The organism is Streptacidiphilus jeojiense (assembly GCF_000719095.1).
GTDB classification, from domain to species: Bacteria; Actinomycetota; Actinomycetes; order Streptomycetales; family Streptomycetaceae; genus Streptacidiphilus; species Streptacidiphilus jeojiensis.
The window spans coordinates 166,684-185,787 of record NZ_JOEH01000008.1; the positions used below are offsets into that span (position 1 = coordinate 166,684).

Sequence of the window (19,104 nt, forward strand, 5' to 3'; positions counted from 1 at the left end):
CCCCGGCCGCAACGGCCGGGGCGTTCGCATCACCGCGTTCGGGTGTGTGCTGCGGGCGGTCAGCCCGCCAGGTGGATCCGGTGCAGCGCGCCGATGCTGGCCATCCTCCGCTCGGCCAGCAGGTCCGCGGCAGCTCCCGGGGTGATGCACTGTTCGGCGGCGGTCCGGTAGACCACCCGGGCGGTGTCGCGGATGCCCAGCGCCCGGGCCCGGGCCCTGGCGCTGTCGTAGCCGGCGAGCTCGTCCGCGACCTGGATCACGCCGCCGGCGTTGACCAGGTAGTCGGGCGCGTAGAGGATGCCCCGGTCGGCGAGGATCCGCTCCACCCCCGGCTCGGCCAACTGGTTGTTGGCGCCGCCGCAGACGATCTCGGCGGACAGGGTGGCGGCCAGTTCCGCGGTGAGCGTGCCGCCCAGCGCGCACGGCGCGTAGACGTCCAGGTCCGCGCCGAGGAAGGCCTCGCGGTCCGGTGCCAGCTCCACCCCGCCGCCGCGGACCAGGCCGCGGGCCCGGGCGGCGGCGCGGGGGTCCACGTCGTGGACCACCACGGTCGCGCCGTGCTCCACCAGGTGCCTGACCAGCCGTCGGCCCACCTTGCCCGCGCCCTCGACGCCGATCCGACGCCCGGTCAGGTCGTCGCTGCCCCACGCCAACTCCGCCGACGCCAGGATCCCCTGCAGCACGCCCAGCGCGGTCAGCACGCCGGAGTCCCCGGCGCCGCCGTGCTCGGCCGAGCGGCCAGTGACGTGCCGGGTCTCCCGGGCCACGACGTCCATGTCCGCGCTGGTGGTGCCCACGTCGCAGGCGGTGATGTAGCGGCCGGACAGCGACTCGACGAAGCGGCCGAAGGCGCGCAGCAGCGCCTCCGAGGCGTCCTTGGCGGGGTCGCCGAGGATCACCGCCTTTCCGCCGCCCAGGTCCAGTCCGGCCAGTGCGTTCTTGTAGGACATCCCCCGGGACAGCCGCAGCACGTCCTGCAGCGCGCTCTCCTCGTCGGGGTAGTCGCGGAACCGGGTGCCGCCCAGGGCCGGGCCCAGGGCGGTGGAGTGGATCGCGATGATCGCCCGCAGCCCGCTGGCCCGGTCCTGGCAGAAGACCACCTGCTCGTGCTCGGAGCCCCGGTGCAGCAGTTCCGCTCCCGGCCTGCGGGCCGGCTCGGACCCGGTGCTCATCGCTGCCCGCGTTCGGAGAAGGCGGGGGCGACCCGCTCGGCGAACAGCCGCAGCGTCCGCTCGGACACCTCGGCGGGCAGGTTTCCGGAGTGGACGGTGAAGCTGAGGGTGACGTCGTCGCCGTACCAGTCGACGATCTCCTCCAGTTGGGCGGTGACCTCCTGCGGGTCGCCGGCCAGGATCTGGTTCTCCTTCAGCCGGCGGTCGAAGTGCAGCAGCTTCCCGGCCTCCTCCAGCCGCTCGTAGCCGGGGTAGTCGGCGCTGCGGGCCTTGCCCCAGGCCCGGGTGGCCTCGGCGATGCGCTCGCTGTAGGTCTCCTCGTCGTAGCGGCCGAGCCGGCGGGCCTCCTCGCCGTCCTCGTGCAGGAACAGCGCGAAGCTGATCTGGATCTGCTCCTGTCCGGACTGCCGGCCGCCGTCGACCCAGCCCTTGCGGTAGGCGGCGAGGATGTCCTGGAAGCCCTGGCGGCCGGAGATGGCCGGCACGCCCTGCAGTCCGCGTCCGGCGCGTCCGGCGGCCTCGGCGGAGGCGGGGCTGGTCGCGGCGGCGACGAAGACCGGCGGGTGCGGCTGCTGGAACGGGCGGGGCAGCAGGGTGACCGGGCCGAAGCGGTGGAAGGTCCCGTCCCACTGCACGTCCTGCTGGGACCAGAGCAGTTCGACGGCGCGCACGCCCTCCTCGAAGCGGGCCCGGCTCTCGTCCAGCGGGACCTCGAAGGCGGCGAACTCGTCCGGCAGGAAGGCGCGTCCGAAGCCGACGTCGAGCCGGCCGCGGCTGAGGTTGTCCAGTACCGCGAGCCGGGCGGCCAGTTGCACCGGGTGGTTGAAGGCGGGGATGACGGCTCCGGTGGCGACCCGGATCCGGGTGGTGCTGCGGGCGATCGCGGTCAGCAGCGGCACCGGGTCGGGGCTGTAGCCGCCGTAGGCGAAGAAGTAGTGCTCGACGGTCTTGACGTGGTGGTAGCCCAGTTCGTCGGCGAGCACCGCCAGCGCGACGGCCTCGTCGTAGTAGTCGGCGGCGGACTTGTGCTCCGGACCGACGGTCGGGAAGAAGGTGATGCCGAATCGCATGGTCGCCCCTAGCTGGGTGTCGGTTTCGGTGTCGGTGCTGTGCCGGTTTCGGTGTCGGTGTCGGTGTCGGTGCCGGACGGCCCGGTCGGCGCGCGGTTCACGCGCGGACCACCAGGGCCGAGTTGAAGCCCCCGTAGCCGCGGGCCAGCACCAGCGCGGTGCGCAGCCGGGCCTCGCGGGGGGTGTCCAGGACCAGGTCGATGGGCAGGTCGTCGGCGGGAGTGACGTGCAGGGTCGGCGGGACGACCTGGTCGCGCAGGGACAGCAGGGCCGCGGCGACGTCCACCGGGGGTCCGCCGGCCAGCAGCCGTCCGGTCATGGTCTTGGGGGCGGTGACCGGGACCGCGCGGGGGCCGAAGACCTCGGCGAGGGCCTGCGCCTCGGTACGGTCCAGCGCCGGGACGCCGGCCGCGTCCGCGAACACCACGTCGATCTCGTCAGGCCGCAGGCCCGCGTCGGCCAGGGCGTGCTCGATCGCGCGGCGCAGGGCCGGCGGCCGGTCGGAGCCGGGGCGCGGGTCGAAGGTGGCGGCGTAGCCGGCGATCTCGCCGTAGCGGTGCCCGGCGCCGCGGCCGGCGGCCGAGTCGGCGTCCTCGACGATCAGCAGCGCACCGCCCTCGCCGGGGACGTAGCCCCCGGCCTGCGGGTCGAAGGGCAGGTAGGCTCGGTCGGCGCGGTCGGCCCGGCTGAGCCTGCCGTTGGCGATCTGGGAGACCACCGCGTAGGGGTTCAGCGGGGCCTCCAGGCCGCCGGCGACCACCGCCCTGAGCCCCTTGCGGAGCAGCCTGCGGGCCTGGCCGAGGGCGTCCAGTCCGGCTGCCTGCTCGGCGACCAGGGCGCCGCCGGAGCCGCGGAGGTCGTTCTTGATGGAGATCTGACCGGTGTTCACCGCGTAGAACCAGGCGAAGCACTGGTAGGCGCTGACGTGCTGCGGACCGAGCGTCCACAGCTTCTCGACCTCGTGCTGGGTGAACTCGAAGCCGCCCGAGGCGTTGGCGGTGACCACGCCGATGTCGTACTGGTCGAAGGCCGCCGGGTCGACCCCGGCGTCGGCCAGGGCCCAGTCGGCGGCGGCCACGGCGAACCGGGTGACCGGGTCGGTCTGCGGGATCAGCCGTCCCGGCAGGTGCTCGGCCGCTTCGAAGCCGCGGACCTGCCCGGCGAAGCGGGTGGGGTAGGAGGAGGCGTCGTAGCGGTCGATCGGGGCGATGCCGCTGCGCCCGGCCAGGGTCGCGGACCAGTAGGCCTCGGTGCCGAGCCCGTTGGGGGCGACCACGGCCAGGCCGGTGACCACGGCGCCGCTCATGCCGCCCTCCCCAGCAGGGGCCGGCGCAGCACCATGGCGCTCTGGAAGCCGCCGAAGCCGCTGCCGACGGTCAGGGCGACGTCCACCCGGTGCTCACGGGCCGTCAGCGGGACGTAGTCCAGGTCGAGTTCGGGGTCGGGATGGTGCAGGTTGGCGGTGGGCGGCACCACTCCGTGTTCGATGGCCAGGGCGCAGGCGGCGATCTCGATGGCGCCGATGGCGCCCAGCGAGTGGCCGATCATGGATTTGATGGAGCTGACCGGGGTGCGGTAGGCGTGCTGCCCCAGGGCCTGCTTGAAGGCGGCGGTCTCGTGCCGGTCGTTCTGCTTGGTGCCGGAGCCGTGGGCGTTGACGTAGTCCACCGCCTCGGGCGGGGTGCGCCCCTCGTTCAGGGCGGCGGTGATGGCGTGCGCCATCTCGCGTCCGTCGGGGCGCAGTCCGGTCATGTGGTAGGCGTTGCAGCGGCCGGCGTGGCCGGTGATCTCGGCGTAGATGTGCGCCCCCCGGCGCAGCGCGTGGCCCAGCTCCTCCAGGACCAGGACCGCGGCGCCCTCGGCGACCACGAAGCCGTTGCGGGTGCGGTCGAAGGGCCGGGAGGCGTGCTCGGGGTCGTCGTTGCGGGGGCTGGTGGCCTTGATGGCGTCGAAGCAGGCGACCGCGAGCGGGGAGATCGGGGCGTCGGTGCCGCCGGTGACCACCACGTCTGCGGCGCCGTCCAGGATCAGGTCGCGGGCGTGCCCGACCGCGTCCAGGCCCGAGGTGCAGCCGGAGGAGACGACCACGGCCGGGCCCTCGGCGCCCACGCTCCAGGCGACTTCGGTGGCGATGGCACTGGGCACCAGGTGCCCGTACAGGTGCGGGGTGGCGTGGTCGCTGTCCAGCACCCACTTCCGGCCGGTGTCGCTGAGCACCAGGTACTCGTCCTCCAGCGCCATGGTGGCGCCGACGGCGCTGCCGATGCTGACGCCGAGCCGGTCCGGGTCGATGGCGGCGGTGTCCAGGCCGCTGTCGGCGACCGCCTCCCTGGCCGCGACCACGGCCAGTTGGGAGGAGCGGTCGGTGCGCCGGATCTCACGGGCCGTCAGGCCGTGCAGCGCCGGGTCGAAGTCGCACTCCCCCGCGCTCTGCGAGCGGAACGGGGAGGGGTCGAAGAAGGTGATCCTGCGGGTGGCGGTCCGCCCCGAGGTCAGCAGGTCCCAGAAGTTCTTGACACCGGATGCTCCGGGCACCACGGTGCCGATGCCGGTGATGACTACACGACCGTCCACACGATGTCCTATGTCCTAGCTGTTCGTCGGTCCGGCGCAGCGCCGGCGGTCACTGTCCCCCCACCCTGGCAACCGGCGGTCCACGGCCGGTCCAGCCGACGTGGAGGGCGGGTCGGTTCACGGGCGGTCGGCTCACTGTCGGTCGGCTCACTGGCCCGGCAACCGGACCGAGAGCGGGTGGCGGAAGAAGTCGGTGGGGTCCCAGCGCGCCTTGACCTGCTGCAGCCGGGGGTAGTTGACCCCGTGGTAGAGCACCGACCACGGGATTCCGGAGGTGTTGGACGCCGCTCCGTCCAGCGCGGTGTCGGGGTAGTTGATGTAGCAGCCGTCGGTGCGCCCGTCCGGCACCGGCACCCCGCCGGTGCCGGCGTACACCTCGCGGTACAGGCCGGTGGCCCAGGCGGTGTTGGCGTCGTCGTCGGCCGGGTCGGTCCACAGGCTCTGGTAGAGGACCTTGAGGACGGCCGCGCGCTGGGCGACGGCGGTGTCCTGCGGGGCCACGGCGCCGATCCGGCCGCCGACCAGGTTGATGACCACCATCGCGTTGGGGTTGCTGATCTGATCACTGGTCAGGTACCGGTACACCACCGCCGCCTGCTCCTCGGTGAAGCCCTTGAGCAGGTAGGCGGAGTGGTTGTCGCTGCGCACCGCCGGGTTGTCGCCGATGGCGGAGGCCGTGCCCAGGTAGCGGGTGGCGCGCAGCCAGGGCAGCCGCAGCGGTGCGGGCAGCGCGGCCGGGTCCACGCCCACGCCGTCCAGGATCGCCGTCAGGTAGGAGTCCAGCAGCTGCACGGCGTCGGGCAGTCCGGCGTCGATCTGGGTGACCACGGTGACGCTGCCGCTGGAGCGGTGGGTCAGCGAGAAGGAGCCGCTGAGCGCGGTGTACCGGGAGTCGGGGGCGCTGTTGGCCTCGAACCAGGCACCGGTGTTGCGCAGCAGCGCGGCGAAGCGGTCCTCGGTGAGCGTGGTCCAGGGGATCCGCACCGCGCTGATCAGCACCGCCTCGGGCGGCGTGACCAGTTGCCGGCCCGGGTCGGTGCCGGTCGCGTCGGGGCTGCGGAACCAGTAGCGGGTGATCACGCCGAAGTTGCCGCCGCCGCCCCCGGAGTAGCCCCACCACAGGTCGCGGTTGGGGTCGTCCGCTTCGCGGGTGGCGGTGACCACCCGGACCTCGCCCTGGGCGTCGACGACGACCACCTCGATGCCGTACAGGTGGTCCACGGTCAGGCCGTGGCTGCGCGAGAGCAGCCCGAAGCCGCCGCCGGAGACATGGCCGCCGATGCCGACCGAGTAGCACAGGCCGCCGGGGATGGTCACGCCCCAGCCCTTGTAGAGGGCGTCGTAGACGTTGAGCAGGGTGGCCCCGGCCTCCACCTCGAAGGCCCGGAGGGTCGGATCGTAGGAGACCGCGGTCATCGTGGACAGGTCGACCACCGACTCGACCTCGGCGTTGAAGACCAGGTCGGCCAGGCAGTGGCCGCCGCTGCGGATCGAGAGCCGGCGTCCGGCCCGGACCGTCTCGCGCACCGCGGTGACCACGTCGGCGGTGGAGCCGGGTACGTAGACCTGCCCGGGGGTGCCGACCCAGCGCTGGTTGACCCCGGTGACCAGTTCCTCGTAGCGGGGGTCGTCGGGGGTGACGGTGGCCAGCCGGCGCGGTTCGCCCTGCGGCCGGACCGCCGGGGCGGCGGCTTCGGCGCGGCCGGCCGGGGTGAGGACGGCCGGGGCGACGACGGCCGCGGTGGCGGTGAGGGCGGCGGCGCCCAGCACCCGCCGTCTGCTCGGATCGACGGACATGGACTCTCCCAGGGGTCGGTACACAGCGGGAAGGCGGTCAGCGGAACTCGATGACGGCGAAGGACCAGGTGAAGCCGGCCCCGACGCCTGCCAGCAGGGCGAGCCGGCCCGGTCGGGCCCTGCCCGACTCCAGCAGGTGGGCCAGGCCCGCGTACTGGTCGCCGGCTCCCAGATGGCCCACGGTGCGGGCCCAGGGCCAGGTGGTGGCCTGCGGGCCGACGCCCCAGCGGCGCAGGTAGGCGCCGGTGAGCCGGCGCAGCCCGAAGTGCGGCAGCACGAACCAGTCGATGTCGGCCAGCGCGCAGTCCGCGTCGGCCAGGGCGCGCTTGAGCGCCTCGTCCTGGCCCGCCGAGATCCGGTCCACGCTGTGCGACAGGCCGTTGGCGGCCAGGAAGTCGCGCTTGTGGGCCTCCAGGTCGACCCGGGGCCGGTGGCTGAACGGGGCCGCGCCGAAGGGGTCGTCGCCCCGGTGCATGCCCTCCAGGTCGGCGTCGGAGACAGTGGCCAGGCTCCGCACCGCCGCGACCCCGGTGTGCCGGGAGAGCACCAGGGCGGTGCCGCCGTCCGCGTAGACCGTGCCGGGGTCGCTGTTCCAGCGGTCGAAGCCCGGGGCGCCGAACCAGTCCCCGGTGGTCAGCAGGGCGGCGGTGCCGCCGGTGCCGGCCAGGTAGCCGGCGGCAAGTTCGATCGAGGCCATGCCGCCGTTGGACATCTGCCGCACCTCGACGGCCGGGCAGCGGTTGCCCAGCGCGACCCGCTGCACGTAGGAGGCCGGGGCCCAGAGGTCCTGGCCCTGGTAGTAGACGTCGGCGTGCAGCAGCAGGTCGATCTCGCCGGGGTCGTGGCCGGAGGCCCGCAGCGCGGCCCGGGCGGCCCGCGCCGCCATCTCGGCCGGCGGCTCCCCCTCGGCGACGGAGACCTCGACCAGGTCGGTGCTGCGGGCCAGCCGGGCGTCGCACAGCCCTTGGGCCACCGCGTCGGCGACGCGGACCCGTCCGGGCAGTCGGCTGGCCGCCGCGGCGATGTAGAGGCTGTCGTATCTCATGGCCGTCCTCCCGGCTGGGCACCGAACCCGGCCATCGTGGGACGGCCCGCTGGACGCGACGTCCAGAGCGAGTCCAGCGGGGGCTGCCAGGGTCGGCGGACGGACGGGGCGCCGACCCGGACGCTCCGTCACACCGCGGAGGAGGCGGCCATGAGCACACGTCAGGACCAGCACACCGAGCGGCCCGAGCGGCCCGAGGACACCGAGCGGCCCGGACGGCCCAGGGGGGTCGCCCTGCTCTTCCCCGGCCAGGGGGCCCAGCAGCCGCGGATGGCGGTGGGCCTCTACCGCGCCGACCCCTCGTTCGCCGCCCGGGTGGACCGGGTGCTGGCGCTGTGGGGCGCCGAGGGCCGGGCGATCCGCCGCGACTGGCTCTCGGACGCGCCCCGGATCCCGCTGGACGACCTGCGGCGCGCCCAGCCGCTGCTGTTCGCGGTCGACTGGGCGCTCGGCCGCACCGTCCTGGACTGGGGCGTGCGCCCGGACGCACTGCTCGGGCACAGCGTCGGCGAGGTGGCCGCCGCGGTGCTGGCCGGCGTGCTGACCCTGGAGGACGCGGCCGCGCTGATGGCCGACCGGGTCCGGCACCTGGCGGCGGCGCCCCCCGGCGGGATGCTGGCGGTGGCCGCCCCGGTGGCCGAACTGGAGCCGCTGCTGGGGCCGGACGTGGTGGTCGGCGCGGTCAACGGCCCGCGCCAGGTGGTGCTGGCCGGGGCGGAGGCGCCGCTGGCGGCCACCGAGGCGGAGCTGCGCCGGCGCGGCCTGTCCTGCCGGCGCGCCCGCACCGTCAGCGCCTTCCACAGTCCGGTGGTGGCCCGCGCCGCCGCGCTCAGCCTGTCGGCGCTGCAGACCACCCTGCTGCGGCCGCCCCACCTGCCGCTCCACTCCGGCTACACCGCGGGCCTGCTGACGGATGATCAGGCCGTGGATCCGACGTTCTGGGCCGGTCAGCCGGCCGCGCCGGTGCTGTTCGGCCCGGCCCTGGACCGGCTGCTGACGGCGGGTCCGCTACTACTGGTGGAGGCGGGACCGGCACAGGGGCTGACCATGCTGGCCAAGCGCCACCCGGCGGTGGCCTCCGGCCGGTCCGCGGCGGTGGCGATGCTGCCGGCCCGTCCCGCGGACGGGGACGCGGAGCCGGACGCGGTGCGGGCGGTGTGGCGCGCACTGGCCGAGCAGGGACGGCTTCAGGGCCTTTCCAGCACGATTCCAGCGGCGGCTGCGAGCGTCGGAGGCTCCACCGGCACCCGCGGCGCCCCCTGACGCCGCGCACCACCAAATCCGAGGACACCGCCATGAGCGCACTGACCATCGACGACCTCAAGGAGATCCTGCGGGCCGCGGCCGGCGAGGACGAGTCGGTCGGCCTGGACGGGGACATCGCGGAGACCCCCTTCACCGACCTCGGCTACGACTCGCTGGCCCTGCTGGAGACCGCGGCGGTGATCAGCCGCCGCTACGGGGTCACCCTGACCGACGACCTGTTCGACGACATCGCGACCCCGCAGGCACTGCTGGACGAGGTGAACTCGGTTCTGTCCGCCGCCGCCTGACCCCCGATCGACAGTTGGTTGAGCAAAACCAACTGCGCTAGCATCCAGCCATGACGACAGACGACGGGTCCATCACCGCAGCGGCGGTGGCCCTCAACACCGTGGGCTGCTGGCTGCTCTCCCCGGCGACCAAGCGCCGCATCGCCGCCGAGGCCGGGCTGACCCTCCCGGCCGGCGACTACACCCTGCTCACCCAGATCGACCGCTGGCAGCCGGTCCGGCTGTCCACCGTGGCCGAACGGCTGGAGGTCGACCGCTCGTCGCTGACGCCGCAGACCAAGCGGCTGGAGGAGGCCGGCCTGATCGTGCGCGTCGCCGACGACCTGGACCACCGGGCCCAGCTGGTCCAGGTCACCGCGCACGGCCAGGAACTGCTGGTACGGCTCTGGGCGGCGCGGTCGCGGGCACTGGCCTCGCTCCTGGACGGCTGGGACTCCGACGACGCGGCCCGGCTGACGGACAGTCTGATCGCGCTCGCCGGCAGCATCGGCTCCCGGGTCCACAAGGAGGCGGCCGCATGAGCGCCCCCGCCGCACCCGCCGCCGCCCCGTCCGGACCGGTCCGCACCGTGCCCGACGGCTTAGTCGTCGCCCTGGCCTGCCTGGGCCAGTTCATGGTGGTCCTGGACGTCTCGATCGTGAACGTCGCGCTGCCCGCCATCCGCGGCTCGCTGGGCTTCTCCGCCGCCGACCTGCCCTGGGTGGTCAACGCCTACGCGCTGGCCTTCGCCGGGTTCATGCTGCTCGGCGGCCGCGCCGCCGACCTCTACGGGCGCCGTCGCACCTTCGTCGCCGGGGTGACCGTGTTCACCCTGGCCAGCCTGCTCGGCGGGCTCGCGCCCTCGGCCGGGGTGCTGGTGGCGGCCCGCGCCGTCCAGGGCCTGGGCGGCGCCGTGCTGGCGCCGTGCACGCTGACCATCCTCACCACGGCCTTCGCCGAGGGCGCCCGGCGCACCCGGGCCATCGCCACCTGGAGCATGGTCGGCGCGGTCGGCGGCGCCGCCGGGGCGATCCTGGGCGGGCTGCTCACCGACTACCTCTCCTGGCGCTGGATCCTGCTGGTCAACCTGCCGGTCGGGGTCTTCGTGGTGATCGGCTCCCGGCTCTGGCTGGCGGACGACCGGGGCAGCGGCGGCGGCCGCCGGCTGGACGTCCCCGGCGCGGCGGCGGTCTCGCTGGGCCTGACTGCGGTCGTCTACGGCATCGTCCAGGCCGGCAAGGACGGTTGGGGCCGCACCGGGACGCTGCTGCCGCTGGTGGCCGGGGTGCTGCTGCTGGGCCTGTTCGTGCTGATCGAGGCGCGGATCGCGGGACAGCCGCTGCTGCCGCTGCGACTGCTGCGGTCCTGGCAGCTCTCGGGGGCCAACGTGGTGATGTTCCTGCTCGGGGCCGGGTTCTTCTCGGTGCTCTACTTCGTCTCGCTCTACCTGCAGAACGTGCGCCACTACAGCCCGGTCGAGGCCGGGCTGGTGTTCGTCCCGCACGCGGTGGCCACCGTGGTGGGCGCCAAGTCCGCGGCCCGGCTGCTGGCCGCCGGACGCCGGGCCCCGCTGCTGATCCTCACCGGACTGCTGGTCTCCGCCGTCGGCTTCCTCTGGCAGGCCCAACTGGGCACCCACACCAACCTGGTGACCGGGGTCATCCTGCCCGGCACGGTGATCTTCCTGGGGATCGGGCTGGCGCTCACCCCGGTGGCGATGACGGCGACCTCCGGGGTGCCCGGCGCCGACGCCGGTATCGCCTCGGGCCTGGCCAACGCCTCGCGCCAGATCGGCGGCTCCTTCGGCCTGGTGGCGCTGACCGGCATCGCCGCCGCGTACACCAGGGACCTGCTGGCCGCCCGGGACGGGGGCGGGGGCGCGACGGCGGCCGACAGCGCGCTGGTATCCGGCTACGACCGCGCCTTCTACTGCGCCGCGGGCATCCTGGCGCTGTGCGTCCTGGTCACCCTCACCCTGCCCAGGCCCCGGCCGGCGGCCGTCCCGGCGCAGGCGAGCGAGGTGACCGAGGCGGAGGAGGAGCCCGAGGCCGAGGACCAGGCCGGGGCGCCGACAAGCAGCGCAGCGTCCGAAGCAGGCTGAAGGGGCCGGTTCCAACCGGGTTCCAGCCCGCCTCTACGGGCGGATGGGAGGTTCGGGGACAGGGAGCGCGGGGTCCGGGCCGGGACGGACGCCGCCCCGGCCCCGACCCCCGGCTCGCAGAGGACAACGTGAAGGCGAAGACCGCACGCACCGAACACACCGTCACCATCCAGGCCCCGGCCGACGTCCTGCGCCGCCTGATCACCCGGACCGAGCGCTGGCCGGTGCTCTTCGAACCGGTGGTCTACGCCGCACCGAACCCAAACCCGGGCCTGAACCCGGGCCCGGAGCCGGAGTTGGAGCTGTGGACCCGTCACGACGACCGGGTCGTGCACTGGTCCGGCATCCACCGGCTCGACGCGCACGGGCTGCGGCTGGACTTCCGCTACACCGCCGTCGGCCACCCCGCCACGGCCGTCTCCGGCCGTTGGACCCTGGAGCCGCTGGACCCCGGGACCACCCGGGTGACGCTGCATCATGAGAGCCGCCGGGCGCGGTCGGTGTGGGAGCGGCTGTTCGCCGAGCAGCTCCCCGTGCTGCGGCAGCACGCCGAACTCGGCGCCGAACTGGACGCCCTGGTCTTCACCTTCGAGGACACCCTGCGCAGCCACGGCAGTGCCGAGGACGTGCACGCCTTCCTGTACCGGGTGCAGGGCTGGCCGGGCGCGGTCTCCCATGTCGCGGCGGTGACGCTGGAGGAGCCCGCGCCGGGCGTCCAGCAGGTCACCACCTCGGTACGGGCGCCGGACGGCTCGGTGACCGCGATCCCCTCGGTGCGGGTGCGCCTTCGGGACCGGGTCGTCTACACCCCGCTGACCGTGCCCCCGTTCGCCACCGCCCACCTGGGCGAGTGGATCGTCGCCACCGGCTCCGACGGCCTGACCTCGGTCACCGGACGCCACACGGTCGCCCTCGCGCCCACCCGCATCGCCGCCGCCTTCGGCCCCGGCACCACCCCCGCCGACGCCCGCAGCCGGGTCCGCGCCGCGCTCGGCGCGCACAGCCTGGCCACGCTGGACGCCGCCCGCGCCCACGCCGAGTCCCGCCTCACGCCCGCCGTCCCTGCCGCCTCCGCTCCCCGAGGATGACGATGTCCCAGCCCGCCGGCACCATCGCCCACTCCCCCGACTTCCCGCTGGACCGCCCGGAACCGCTCGCCCCGCCGCAGGAGTACCAACTGCTGCGCCAGGAGCGGCCCGCCAGCCGGATCACCCTCTACGACGGCAGCCAGGCCTGGCTGCTGACCCGCTACGAGGACGTCCGCAGCGTCCTCACCGACCTGCGCTTCAGCGCCGACGCCCGGCGGGACGGCTTCCCGTTCGTCTCGCCCGCCGTGCGCGCCAGCGTGGGCGGACGCACCCCCTTCTTCCGGATGGACCCGCCCGACCACGACCGGATCCGCCGGATGCTCACCCGCGACTTCATGGTGAAGAACATCGAGGCGCTGCGCCCGCAGATCCAGCAGATCGTCGACGGCTTCCTGGAGAACCTGCTGGCCCAGCCCCAGCCGGCGGACCTGGTACGGGAGTTCGCGCTGCCGATCCCGTCCGCGGTGATCGCGCGGCTGCTCGGCGTCCCGTACGAGGACCACGAGTACTTCCAGAGCCGGGGGCAGCGCATGCTCAGCCGGGACAGCACGCTGCAGGAGAGCGCGCAGTCCGTGGTCGACCTGCGCGAGTACATCGGCCGGCTGGCCGAGTCGCGGCTCACCGACCCGGGCGACGACGTGCTCAGCAGGCTGGTCGTCGAACGCGAGGCCACCGGCGAGCTGGACCGCGAGGACGTCAAGAGCACCGGCCTGCTGCTGCTGGTCGCGGGGCACGAGACCACCGCCAACATGATCGCGCTCAGCGTCGCCACGCTGCTCGGCCACCCCGAGCAGCTGGCCGCGCTGCGCGCCGACCCGGCGCTGATCGGCAACGCCGTCGAGGAGCTGCTGCGGTTCCTCTCGGTGGTGCACAGCGGGGTCCCCCGGGTCGCCCTGGAGGACATCGAGATCGCCGGAGTGACGGTCAGGGCCGGTGAGGGCGTCATCGCCTCCATCCCGGCCGCCAACTGGGATCCGGAGCACTTCGCCACACCCGAGGACTTCGACATCCACCGCGACGCCCGCCGGCACATCGCCTTCGGCTTCGGCATCCACCAGTGCCTGGGCCAGCCGCTGGCCCGGGTCGAGCTGGAGATCGCGCTCACCACGCTGCTGCGGCGGTTGCCGGGGCTGCGCCTGGCCGACGGCGCCGAGTACGCGCCGGAGAAGGCCGTCTACGGGCTGCACCGGCTCCCGGTCGCCTGGTGAGCGCAGCCCCGGCCCCCTGGCTGGCGGTGGACCCGGAGCGCTGCATCGGCTCGGGCCGGTGCGTGCTCAGTGCACCCGCCGTCTTCGACCAGGGCGACGAGGACGGCCTGGTGCGGCTGCTGGACCCGGCGCCACCGGACGCGCTGCGCGCCGGGGCGCGCAACGCCGCGGCGCTGTGCCCGTCCGGTGCCATCCTGGTCGGCGGTGCGGCCCCGCAGTAACACGCGTCACAGCAGCCCGGCCGGGGACCGGGCCGGTGTCGACGGCGGGTCAGCCGATCTGCCGCACCGACACCCGTCCGGTCCGCTCCGGCGCCGGCACCGCGGCCGCGGGCAGCGCCGCCGGGGCCGCCGTCCCCGGGCGCAGCAGCGCCCCGAGCGCCTGGTGCACCAGCAGCAGGCCCCAGACCTCCTGTTCCACACCGCGCGCCGAGCGGGCCCGGAGCACCGGCACCGCGGCCCGGCCGCCTCCGGTCAGCTCGGTGAGCGCGTCGCGGAAGCGCCAGCGCTCCGCGAACAGCGCGACCAGTTCCGCGGCCGGTGCCGCCGCCGGGTCCAGCAGGCTGGTCACCAGGCGCAGCGGCTCGCCGTCGACGACGCAGTCCAGCACCCGGACCGGCACCGCCAGTGCCGCCTCCCCCTCGCCGCACTCGCCGGCGCCGTCCAGGACCGAGCGGAACGAGCCGTCCGGGAGCATCGCGTGCCGGGACAGCTGGGCCGTCGCCGGTACCGACCACAGCAGTTCGGCGCCGCCCTCACGGGCGATGCACCAGGGACGGACCCGCACGCTGCCGAAGTCCGCCAGCAGCAGTTCTCCCGCGCCGACCGTGCGCAGCAGGCGCCGGGCCAGGGTGACCGGGTTGTCGCGGCCGGCTCCGAGCCGGGCGTCGACCACGGTCCGGCTGCGCTGGTCGGCCAGCGCCATCACCTGCACCCGGGGCACCAGGAACCCGTCCGGATCGCCGTCCGTACCGCCGTCCGGGAAGCGTTCGGTGTTCTCCTCGGAGTCCGGGACCTCGAACCGCGCCGCGTCCAGGACCAGCACCCGCAGTCCCCGGTATCCCTCAACGGCCCCGCCCTGCGGCGCCGCTGACGCCGCGACGGCCGCCGCACGCTCGGCGAACAGCGCCCGCAGCGGTTCGGGGCCGAGCCGGGCCCGGGCCCGGGACAGTGCGGCGGCGGTCGGCACCGGGCAGCGGGTGGGCCGGCCCAGCCCCCATATCAGTCCCTGAGACAACAGCTCCGCGACCCGCTCGTACTTAAGGCCCGGGAACAGGCACAGGGCCAGCACGAAGTAGACCACCACCCGGGCCGGCAGCAGCCGGGTCCGCTCCTGGGTCCGGCCGGTCTCGGCGAGCACCCGGTCCACCTGCTCGGCAGGGAACGCCCAGGTGAGCAGCCCGATGGCGATGCGGTCGGGGAGACCGCCGCACCCCGGTGCGTTCAAGGATCCTTCCGGTGCCATCTCCCCTGCCCCCCTGTTGCTGCGGTGTTCCTGCGCTGTTCCGACGCTACCCCGCGGCGGACGGCGATCAACGGCCCCGCTTAAGTCAACGGCGCCGGCGCCGCCCGGTCCACTGCTTCTGGCGACGGCGGGAAGGCCCACTGTAGGCTCCAGGACATGATTCCGGGAGCAGCAGTCCTCAGGCGCCGGCTGGCCGTCGACCTGGGCCGCCAGGCGAGCGCGCTCTGTAGCTGACCTGCCCCGGCACCGTCGGCGCAGCGCGCCCGGCCGGTTCGCCACCACCCCTTCGCAGTGCCCTCACTGACCCGCCGTCAACCACGGTCGCGGGGTGCCCCGGCATGCCCGCATGCCGTCACACCCGCCTCCCGCACGGCGCAGCCTGCCCGAACCGAGCACCCGTCACCTCTGGAGTCCCCTGTGTCCAGCATGTCCCAGCCAGTGCAGCCCGAGGCCCTCCGCCCCGCGGACAGACAGCCCGTCAGGCGGCGGAGGAGGATGTCCGCGGCCGCCGTTCCCGGACTGGCACTCGCCCTCGCCGTCGGCCTGACGGCCTGCTCCTCGGCCTCCGGATCGGCAACCGGCGCCAACGCCGGTGCGGGCTCCGGACATCCGGTCTCCGGGGGAACGCTCAGCATCGACATCGCCAGTGCGCCGCTGTGCCTGGACCCGCAGAACAACAACTCCAACGGCAACACCGCGGTGAGCCGGCAGCTGGTGGACTCGCTCACCGACCAGGACCCCGCCACCGGTGCGGTCCACCCCTGGCTGGCGTCCTCGTTCAAGGTCAACGCCGATGCGACCCAGTTCACCTTCACGCTGCGCTCCGGCGCGACCTTCAGTGACGGGGCACCGGTGGACGCGGCCGCGGTGAAGGCCAACTTCGACAGCATCGTCAAGCTGGGGGCCGTGGACGCGGTCGGCTCCAGCTATCTGACGGGATATCAGTCCACCCGGGTGGTCGACAGCTCCACCGCCGTGGTGACCTTCGCCCAGCCCAACGCCCAGTTCCTGCAGGCGACCTCGACCGCGGCGCTCGGCCTGCTCTCCCCCGCCTCGCTGACCGGCAGCCCGGAGGACCGCTGCCAGGGCCACGGACTGGCCGGCTCCGGCCCGTTCGTGCTCAAGAGCTCCGGCGGCCAGGAGATCAGGCTGGGCCGCCGCGCCGGGTACGCCTGGGGTTCGTCGCTGTGGAAGCACACCGGCGCCGCCTACCTGTCGGAGATCGACTACAAGGTGGTGCCCGAGGGCAGCGTCCGGGCCGGGAGCCTGGTCTCCGGGCAGGTGGACGGGATCATCGGGGTCCAGCCGCAGGACGAGAAGCTGCTGGCGGGCGGCTCGGTGACGGAGCTGGTGCGCTCGACGCCCGGCGTCGACTACAACCTCACCCCCAACACCACCCGTCCGCTGCTGTCCGACGTCAACGTCCGCAAGGCCATCAGCGACGGCATCAACCGGCAGCAGATCGTCAGCAGCCTGCTGTCCTCCCACTACAAGCCGGCCACCAGCATCCTCAGCTCCACCACCCCCTACTACAGCGACCTCTCGGCCGATCTGGCGTACACGCCGGACACCGCGCGCAGTCTGCTGGACGCCGACGGCTGGAAGCCCGGCAGCGACGGCATCCGCACCAAGGGCGGGGTACGGCTGACGGTGAAGCTGGTCTACCCCGGCGTGGACATCCCCAGCCGGAACGTGCTGCAGCTGGTGCAGCAGCAGCTCAAGGCGGTCGGCATCGACGCCCAGCTGGACGGCCTGCCGCTGAACCAGCTGGCCCCGGCGCAGAACGCGGGCCAGTACGACCTGCTCTGGTTCGGGCTGACCCGGTCCGACCCCGACATCCTGCGCACCTCCTACTCGGTCGCCGCCAAGAACCGCGCCCACCTGGCCGCCGGCAACCCGCTGGAGCAACTGCTCGGCAAGCAGGCCGCCACGGTGGACCGGACCCAGCGGCAGACCCTGGTGACCGAGGCGCAGAAGCAGCTGGTGGACCAGGCCTACGCGATCCCGGTCTACGAGCAGGTGCAGTTCGCCGCCTTCGGCTCCACCGTGCACGGCGCCGCCCTGGACGGCTCGGCCCAGCCCGAGCTCTTCGACACCTGGATCAGCGGCTCGCACTGACGGCCCGTCATGCACATCCGCATCCGCATCCGACGAAGGGGGCCCGATGGCACGCTACCTGGCCGTACGGCTGCTGCACGCGGTGGTGACCGTGTGGGCCGCCTTCACGCTGTCCTTCCTGATGCTGTACCTGCTGCCCGGCGACCCGGTCACCATCATGCTGGGCGGGGCCGGCGGGTCGGGCGACGCCTCCCCCGCCCAGGTGGCGGCGCTGCGGTCGGCGTACGGCTTCGACAAGCCGGTGCCCACCCAGTACGCCGACCGGCTCTGGGCGGCGCTGCACGGGGACTTCGGCACCTCGCTGCAGACCGGCGACACGGTGGCGCACACCTTCGCCACCGCCGTTCCGCAGACCCTGGCCCTGGCCGGGGCCGCGCTGCTGCTGGCCGCGGTCCTGGGCCTGGGCACGGCCCTGGTCGCCACCGCCACCCACTCGGCACGGCTGTCCCGGCTGCTGCTGACGGCGCCCTCGGTCGGGGTCTCGCTGCCGCAGTTCGCGGTCGGGCTGGTGCTGCTGCAACTGCTGTCGTTCCACTGGCGGCTGCTGCCGGCCTTCGGCGACCCCACCGGGCTGGGGCTGATCCTGCCCGCGGTGACCCTGGCCCTGCCCACCGCCTCGGTACTGGCCCAGGTCTTCGCCCAGAGCCTGGCCGACGCCCTGGACGAGCCGTACGTCACCACCGCGCGGGCCAAGGGCGCCGGACGGGCCAGGGTCCAACTGCGGCACGCCGCCTGCAACGCGGCGCTGCCGCTGCTGTCGCTGGGCGGACTGGTGGCCGGAAACCTGCTGGCCGGCTCGGTGGTGGTGGAGACCGTCTTCTCCCGCGACGGCTTCGGACGGATCACCGCGGCGGCGGTGGCCGCCAAGGACATCCCGGTGGTGCAGGGCGCGGTGGTGGTCGGCGCCGTGGTGTTCGCCGCCGTCAACCTCGCCGTCGACCTGGTCAACCCGCTGCTGGACCCGCGGCTCGCGCAGCGGGCCCGGCGGACGCCGGAAAGGAGCAGCCGACGATGGCTGAGAGCACGATCGACCTGAGCGTGCGCACCCCGGAGCCGGCGCCCGCCGAGCAGGAGCAGTCACCGGACCGGGCCGCCCGGCTGCGGGCCGGGGCCCGGCGGCGACTGCGGTCCTGGCTGCGACAGCCCGGACTGGTGCTGGCCGTGCTGGTGCTGCTCACCGTGCTCGCCTGGGCGCTCGCGCCGGGACTGTTCGCCCCGCGCGACCCGCTGCGGGCCGATCCGGCGCACATCTTCGAACCCCCGGGCCCCGGCGCCTGGTTCGGCACCGACTACCTCGGGCGCGACCTGTACTCGCGGGTGGTGCACGGCGCCTCGCTGTCGCTGCGCGCACCGGTGGTCGCGGTCGCCCTCGGCCTGGTGAGCGGCACCACGGTCGGCCTGCTCGCCGGGGCCCTGGGCGGCTGGGTCGACGCGCTGCTGATGCGCGCCGTGGACGTGCTGCTGGCGATCCCCGGGATCCTGGTGTCGCTGGCGGTGGTGACCGCGCTGGGCTTCGGCACCGTGCACGTGGCCGTCGCGGTCGGCCTGGCGAGCCTGCCGGGCTTCGCCCGGATCACCCGGGCCCAGGTGCTGCGGGTGCTCGGCGAGCCCTATGTGGAGGCGGCCACCGCCTCCGGGGTGCGCCGGCCCGTGGTGCTGCTGACCCATGTGCTGCCGAACGTCCGGGGGCCGGTACTGTCCCTGGCCGCCCTGGAGTTGGGCACCGCCGTGCTCGCGGTGGCCGCGCTGGGCTTCCTCGGCTTCGGCGCCCAGCCGCCGACCCCGGAGTGGGGGTCGATGGTCTCCGAGGGGCGGGACTACCTCGGCGACTACTGGTGGTTCACCACGCTGCCCGGACTCACCCTCGCCCTGGTCACCCTCTCGGTGAACCGGATCGCCCGCTCGGTCACCCATCGCCGTACCCACTGACCACCA

General features: G+C 74.3%; 17 protein-coding genes. 10 read left to right on the plus strand and 7 right to left on the minus strand.

The features are described from left to right. Positions 1-59: 59 nt before the first annotated feature. The 6 genes from IF29_RS0111910 to IF29_RS0111935 all read right to left on the minus strand — a co-directional run bounded on the left by IF29_RS0111910 (position 60) and on the right by IF29_RS0111935 (position 7,658). A complete protein-coding gene (locus IF29_RS0111910) occupies positions 60-1,172 on the minus strand; it encodes a Glu/Leu/Phe/Val family dehydrogenase (RefSeq protein ID WP_051725202.1) in 1,113 nt (370 codons plus the stop codon). Continuing rightward, positions 1,169-2,242, minus strand: a complete 1,074-nt coding sequence (locus IF29_RS0111915; RefSeq protein ID WP_030253200.1) for an LLM class flavin-dependent oxidoreductase — start codon at positions 2,240-2,242, stop codon at positions 1,169-1,171. The genes IF29_RS0111910 and IF29_RS0111915 overlap by 4 nt, the downstream gene beginning before the upstream one ends. Positions 2,243-2,339: 97 nt before the next feature. Further along, a complete protein-coding gene (locus tag IF29_RS0111920) occupies positions 2,340-3,548 on the minus strand; it encodes a ketosynthase chain-length factor (protein WP_030253202.1) in 1,209 nt (402 codons plus the stop codon). After that, a complete protein-coding gene (locus IF29_RS0111925; protein WP_030253203.1) occupies positions 3,545-4,816 on the minus strand; it encodes a beta-ketoacyl-[acyl-carrier-protein] synthase family protein in 1,272 nt (423 codons plus the stop codon). Before IF29_RS0111925 ends, IF29_RS0111920 begins: the two co-directional genes overlap by 4 nt. A 147-nt stretch (positions 4,817-4,963) precedes the next feature. After that, positions 4,964-6,613, minus strand: a complete 1,650-nt coding sequence (locus tag IF29_RS0111930) for an FAD-binding oxidoreductase (protein WP_030253205.1) — start codon at positions 6,611-6,613, stop codon at positions 4,964-4,966. Positions 6,614-6,650: 37 nt separating this feature from the next. Then, complete coding sequence (locus IF29_RS0111935; RefSeq protein ID WP_030253207.1) at positions 6,651-7,658, minus strand: ketoacyl-ACP synthase III family protein; 1,008 nt, start codon at positions 7,656-7,658, stop codon at positions 6,651-6,653. 150 nt (positions 7,659-7,808) lie between these two features. Here IF29_RS0111935 and IF29_RS0111940 point away from each other — a divergent pair, with 150 nt between their 5' ends. From IF29_RS0111940 to IF29_RS0111970, 7 genes are all read left to right on the plus strand, one after another. Beyond that, a complete protein-coding gene (locus IF29_RS0111940) occupies positions 7,809-8,921 on the plus strand; it encodes an acyltransferase domain-containing protein (RefSeq protein ID WP_084713964.1) in 1,113 nt (370 codons plus the stop codon). A 32-nt stretch (positions 8,922-8,953) separates the two neighbouring features. Next, complete coding sequence (locus IF29_RS0111945; RefSeq protein ID WP_030253210.1) at positions 8,954-9,211, plus strand: acyl carrier protein; 258 nt, start codon at positions 8,954-8,956, stop codon at positions 9,209-9,211. Between the two features lie 50 nt (positions 9,212-9,261). Next, the gene (locus tag IF29_RS43435) at positions 9,262-9,732 is read left to right on the plus strand and encodes a MarR family winged helix-turn-helix transcriptional regulator (protein ID WP_051725203.1); all 471 of its coding nucleotides are present in this window, start codon (positions 9,262-9,264) and stop codon (positions 9,730-9,732) included. Then, a complete protein-coding gene (locus tag IF29_RS0111955) occupies positions 9,729-11,291 on the plus strand; it encodes an MFS transporter (RefSeq protein ID WP_063757484.1) in 1,563 nt (520 codons plus the stop codon). Before IF29_RS43435 ends, IF29_RS0111955 begins: the two co-directional genes overlap by 4 nt. 128 nt (positions 11,292-11,419) lie before the next feature. Next, a complete protein-coding gene (locus tag IF29_RS0111960; protein WP_030253216.1) occupies positions 11,420-12,379 on the plus strand; it encodes an SRPBCC family protein in 960 nt (319 codons plus the stop codon). 2 nt (positions 12,380-12,381) lie between these two features. Next, positions 12,382-13,587 carry a cytochrome P450 gene (locus IF29_RS0111965; RefSeq protein WP_198037413.1) on the plus strand — a complete coding sequence of 402 codons (1,206 nt, stop codon included), beginning with the start codon at positions 12,382-12,384 and terminating at the stop codon, positions 13,585-13,587. Then, complete coding sequence (locus tag IF29_RS0111970; RefSeq protein WP_030253220.1) at positions 13,584-13,808, plus strand: ferredoxin; 225 nt, start codon at positions 13,584-13,586, stop codon at positions 13,806-13,808. Before IF29_RS0111965 ends, IF29_RS0111970 begins: the two co-directional genes overlap by 4 nt. Before the next feature lie 49 nt (positions 13,809-13,857). Here the strand turns inward: IF29_RS0111970 and IF29_RS0111975 are convergent, their stop codons facing one another. Beyond that, positions 13,858-15,033, minus strand: coding sequence for a transposase domain-containing protein (locus IF29_RS0111975; protein ID WP_030253222.1), 1,176 nt, complete (start codon positions 15,031-15,033; stop codon positions 13,858-13,860). Between the two features lie 513 nt (positions 15,034-15,546). Between IF29_RS0111975 and IF29_RS0111980 the strand changes: the two genes are divergently transcribed. From IF29_RS0111980 to IF29_RS0111990, 3 genes are read left to right on the plus strand one after another with little or no spacing between them, the layout of a single operon-like run. Then, on the plus strand, positions 15,547-17,169 hold the full coding sequence (locus tag IF29_RS0111980) for an ABC transporter substrate-binding protein (RefSeq protein WP_030253224.1): 1,623 nt from the start codon (positions 15,547-15,549) through the stop codon (positions 17,167-17,169). A gap of 46 nt (positions 17,170-17,215) precedes the next feature. Next, positions 17,216-18,205: an ABC transporter permease gene (locus tag IF29_RS0111985; RefSeq protein WP_051725204.1), complete on the plus strand. Its 990-nt coding sequence runs from the start codon at positions 17,216-17,218 to the stop codon at positions 18,203-18,205. Beyond that, on the plus strand, positions 18,181-19,098 hold the full coding sequence (locus IF29_RS0111990) for an ABC transporter permease (RefSeq protein WP_030253228.1): 918 nt from the start codon (positions 18,181-18,183) through the stop codon (positions 19,096-19,098). Before IF29_RS0111985 ends, IF29_RS0111990 begins: the two co-directional genes overlap by 25 nt. Positions 19,099-19,104: the final 6 nt, after the last annotated feature.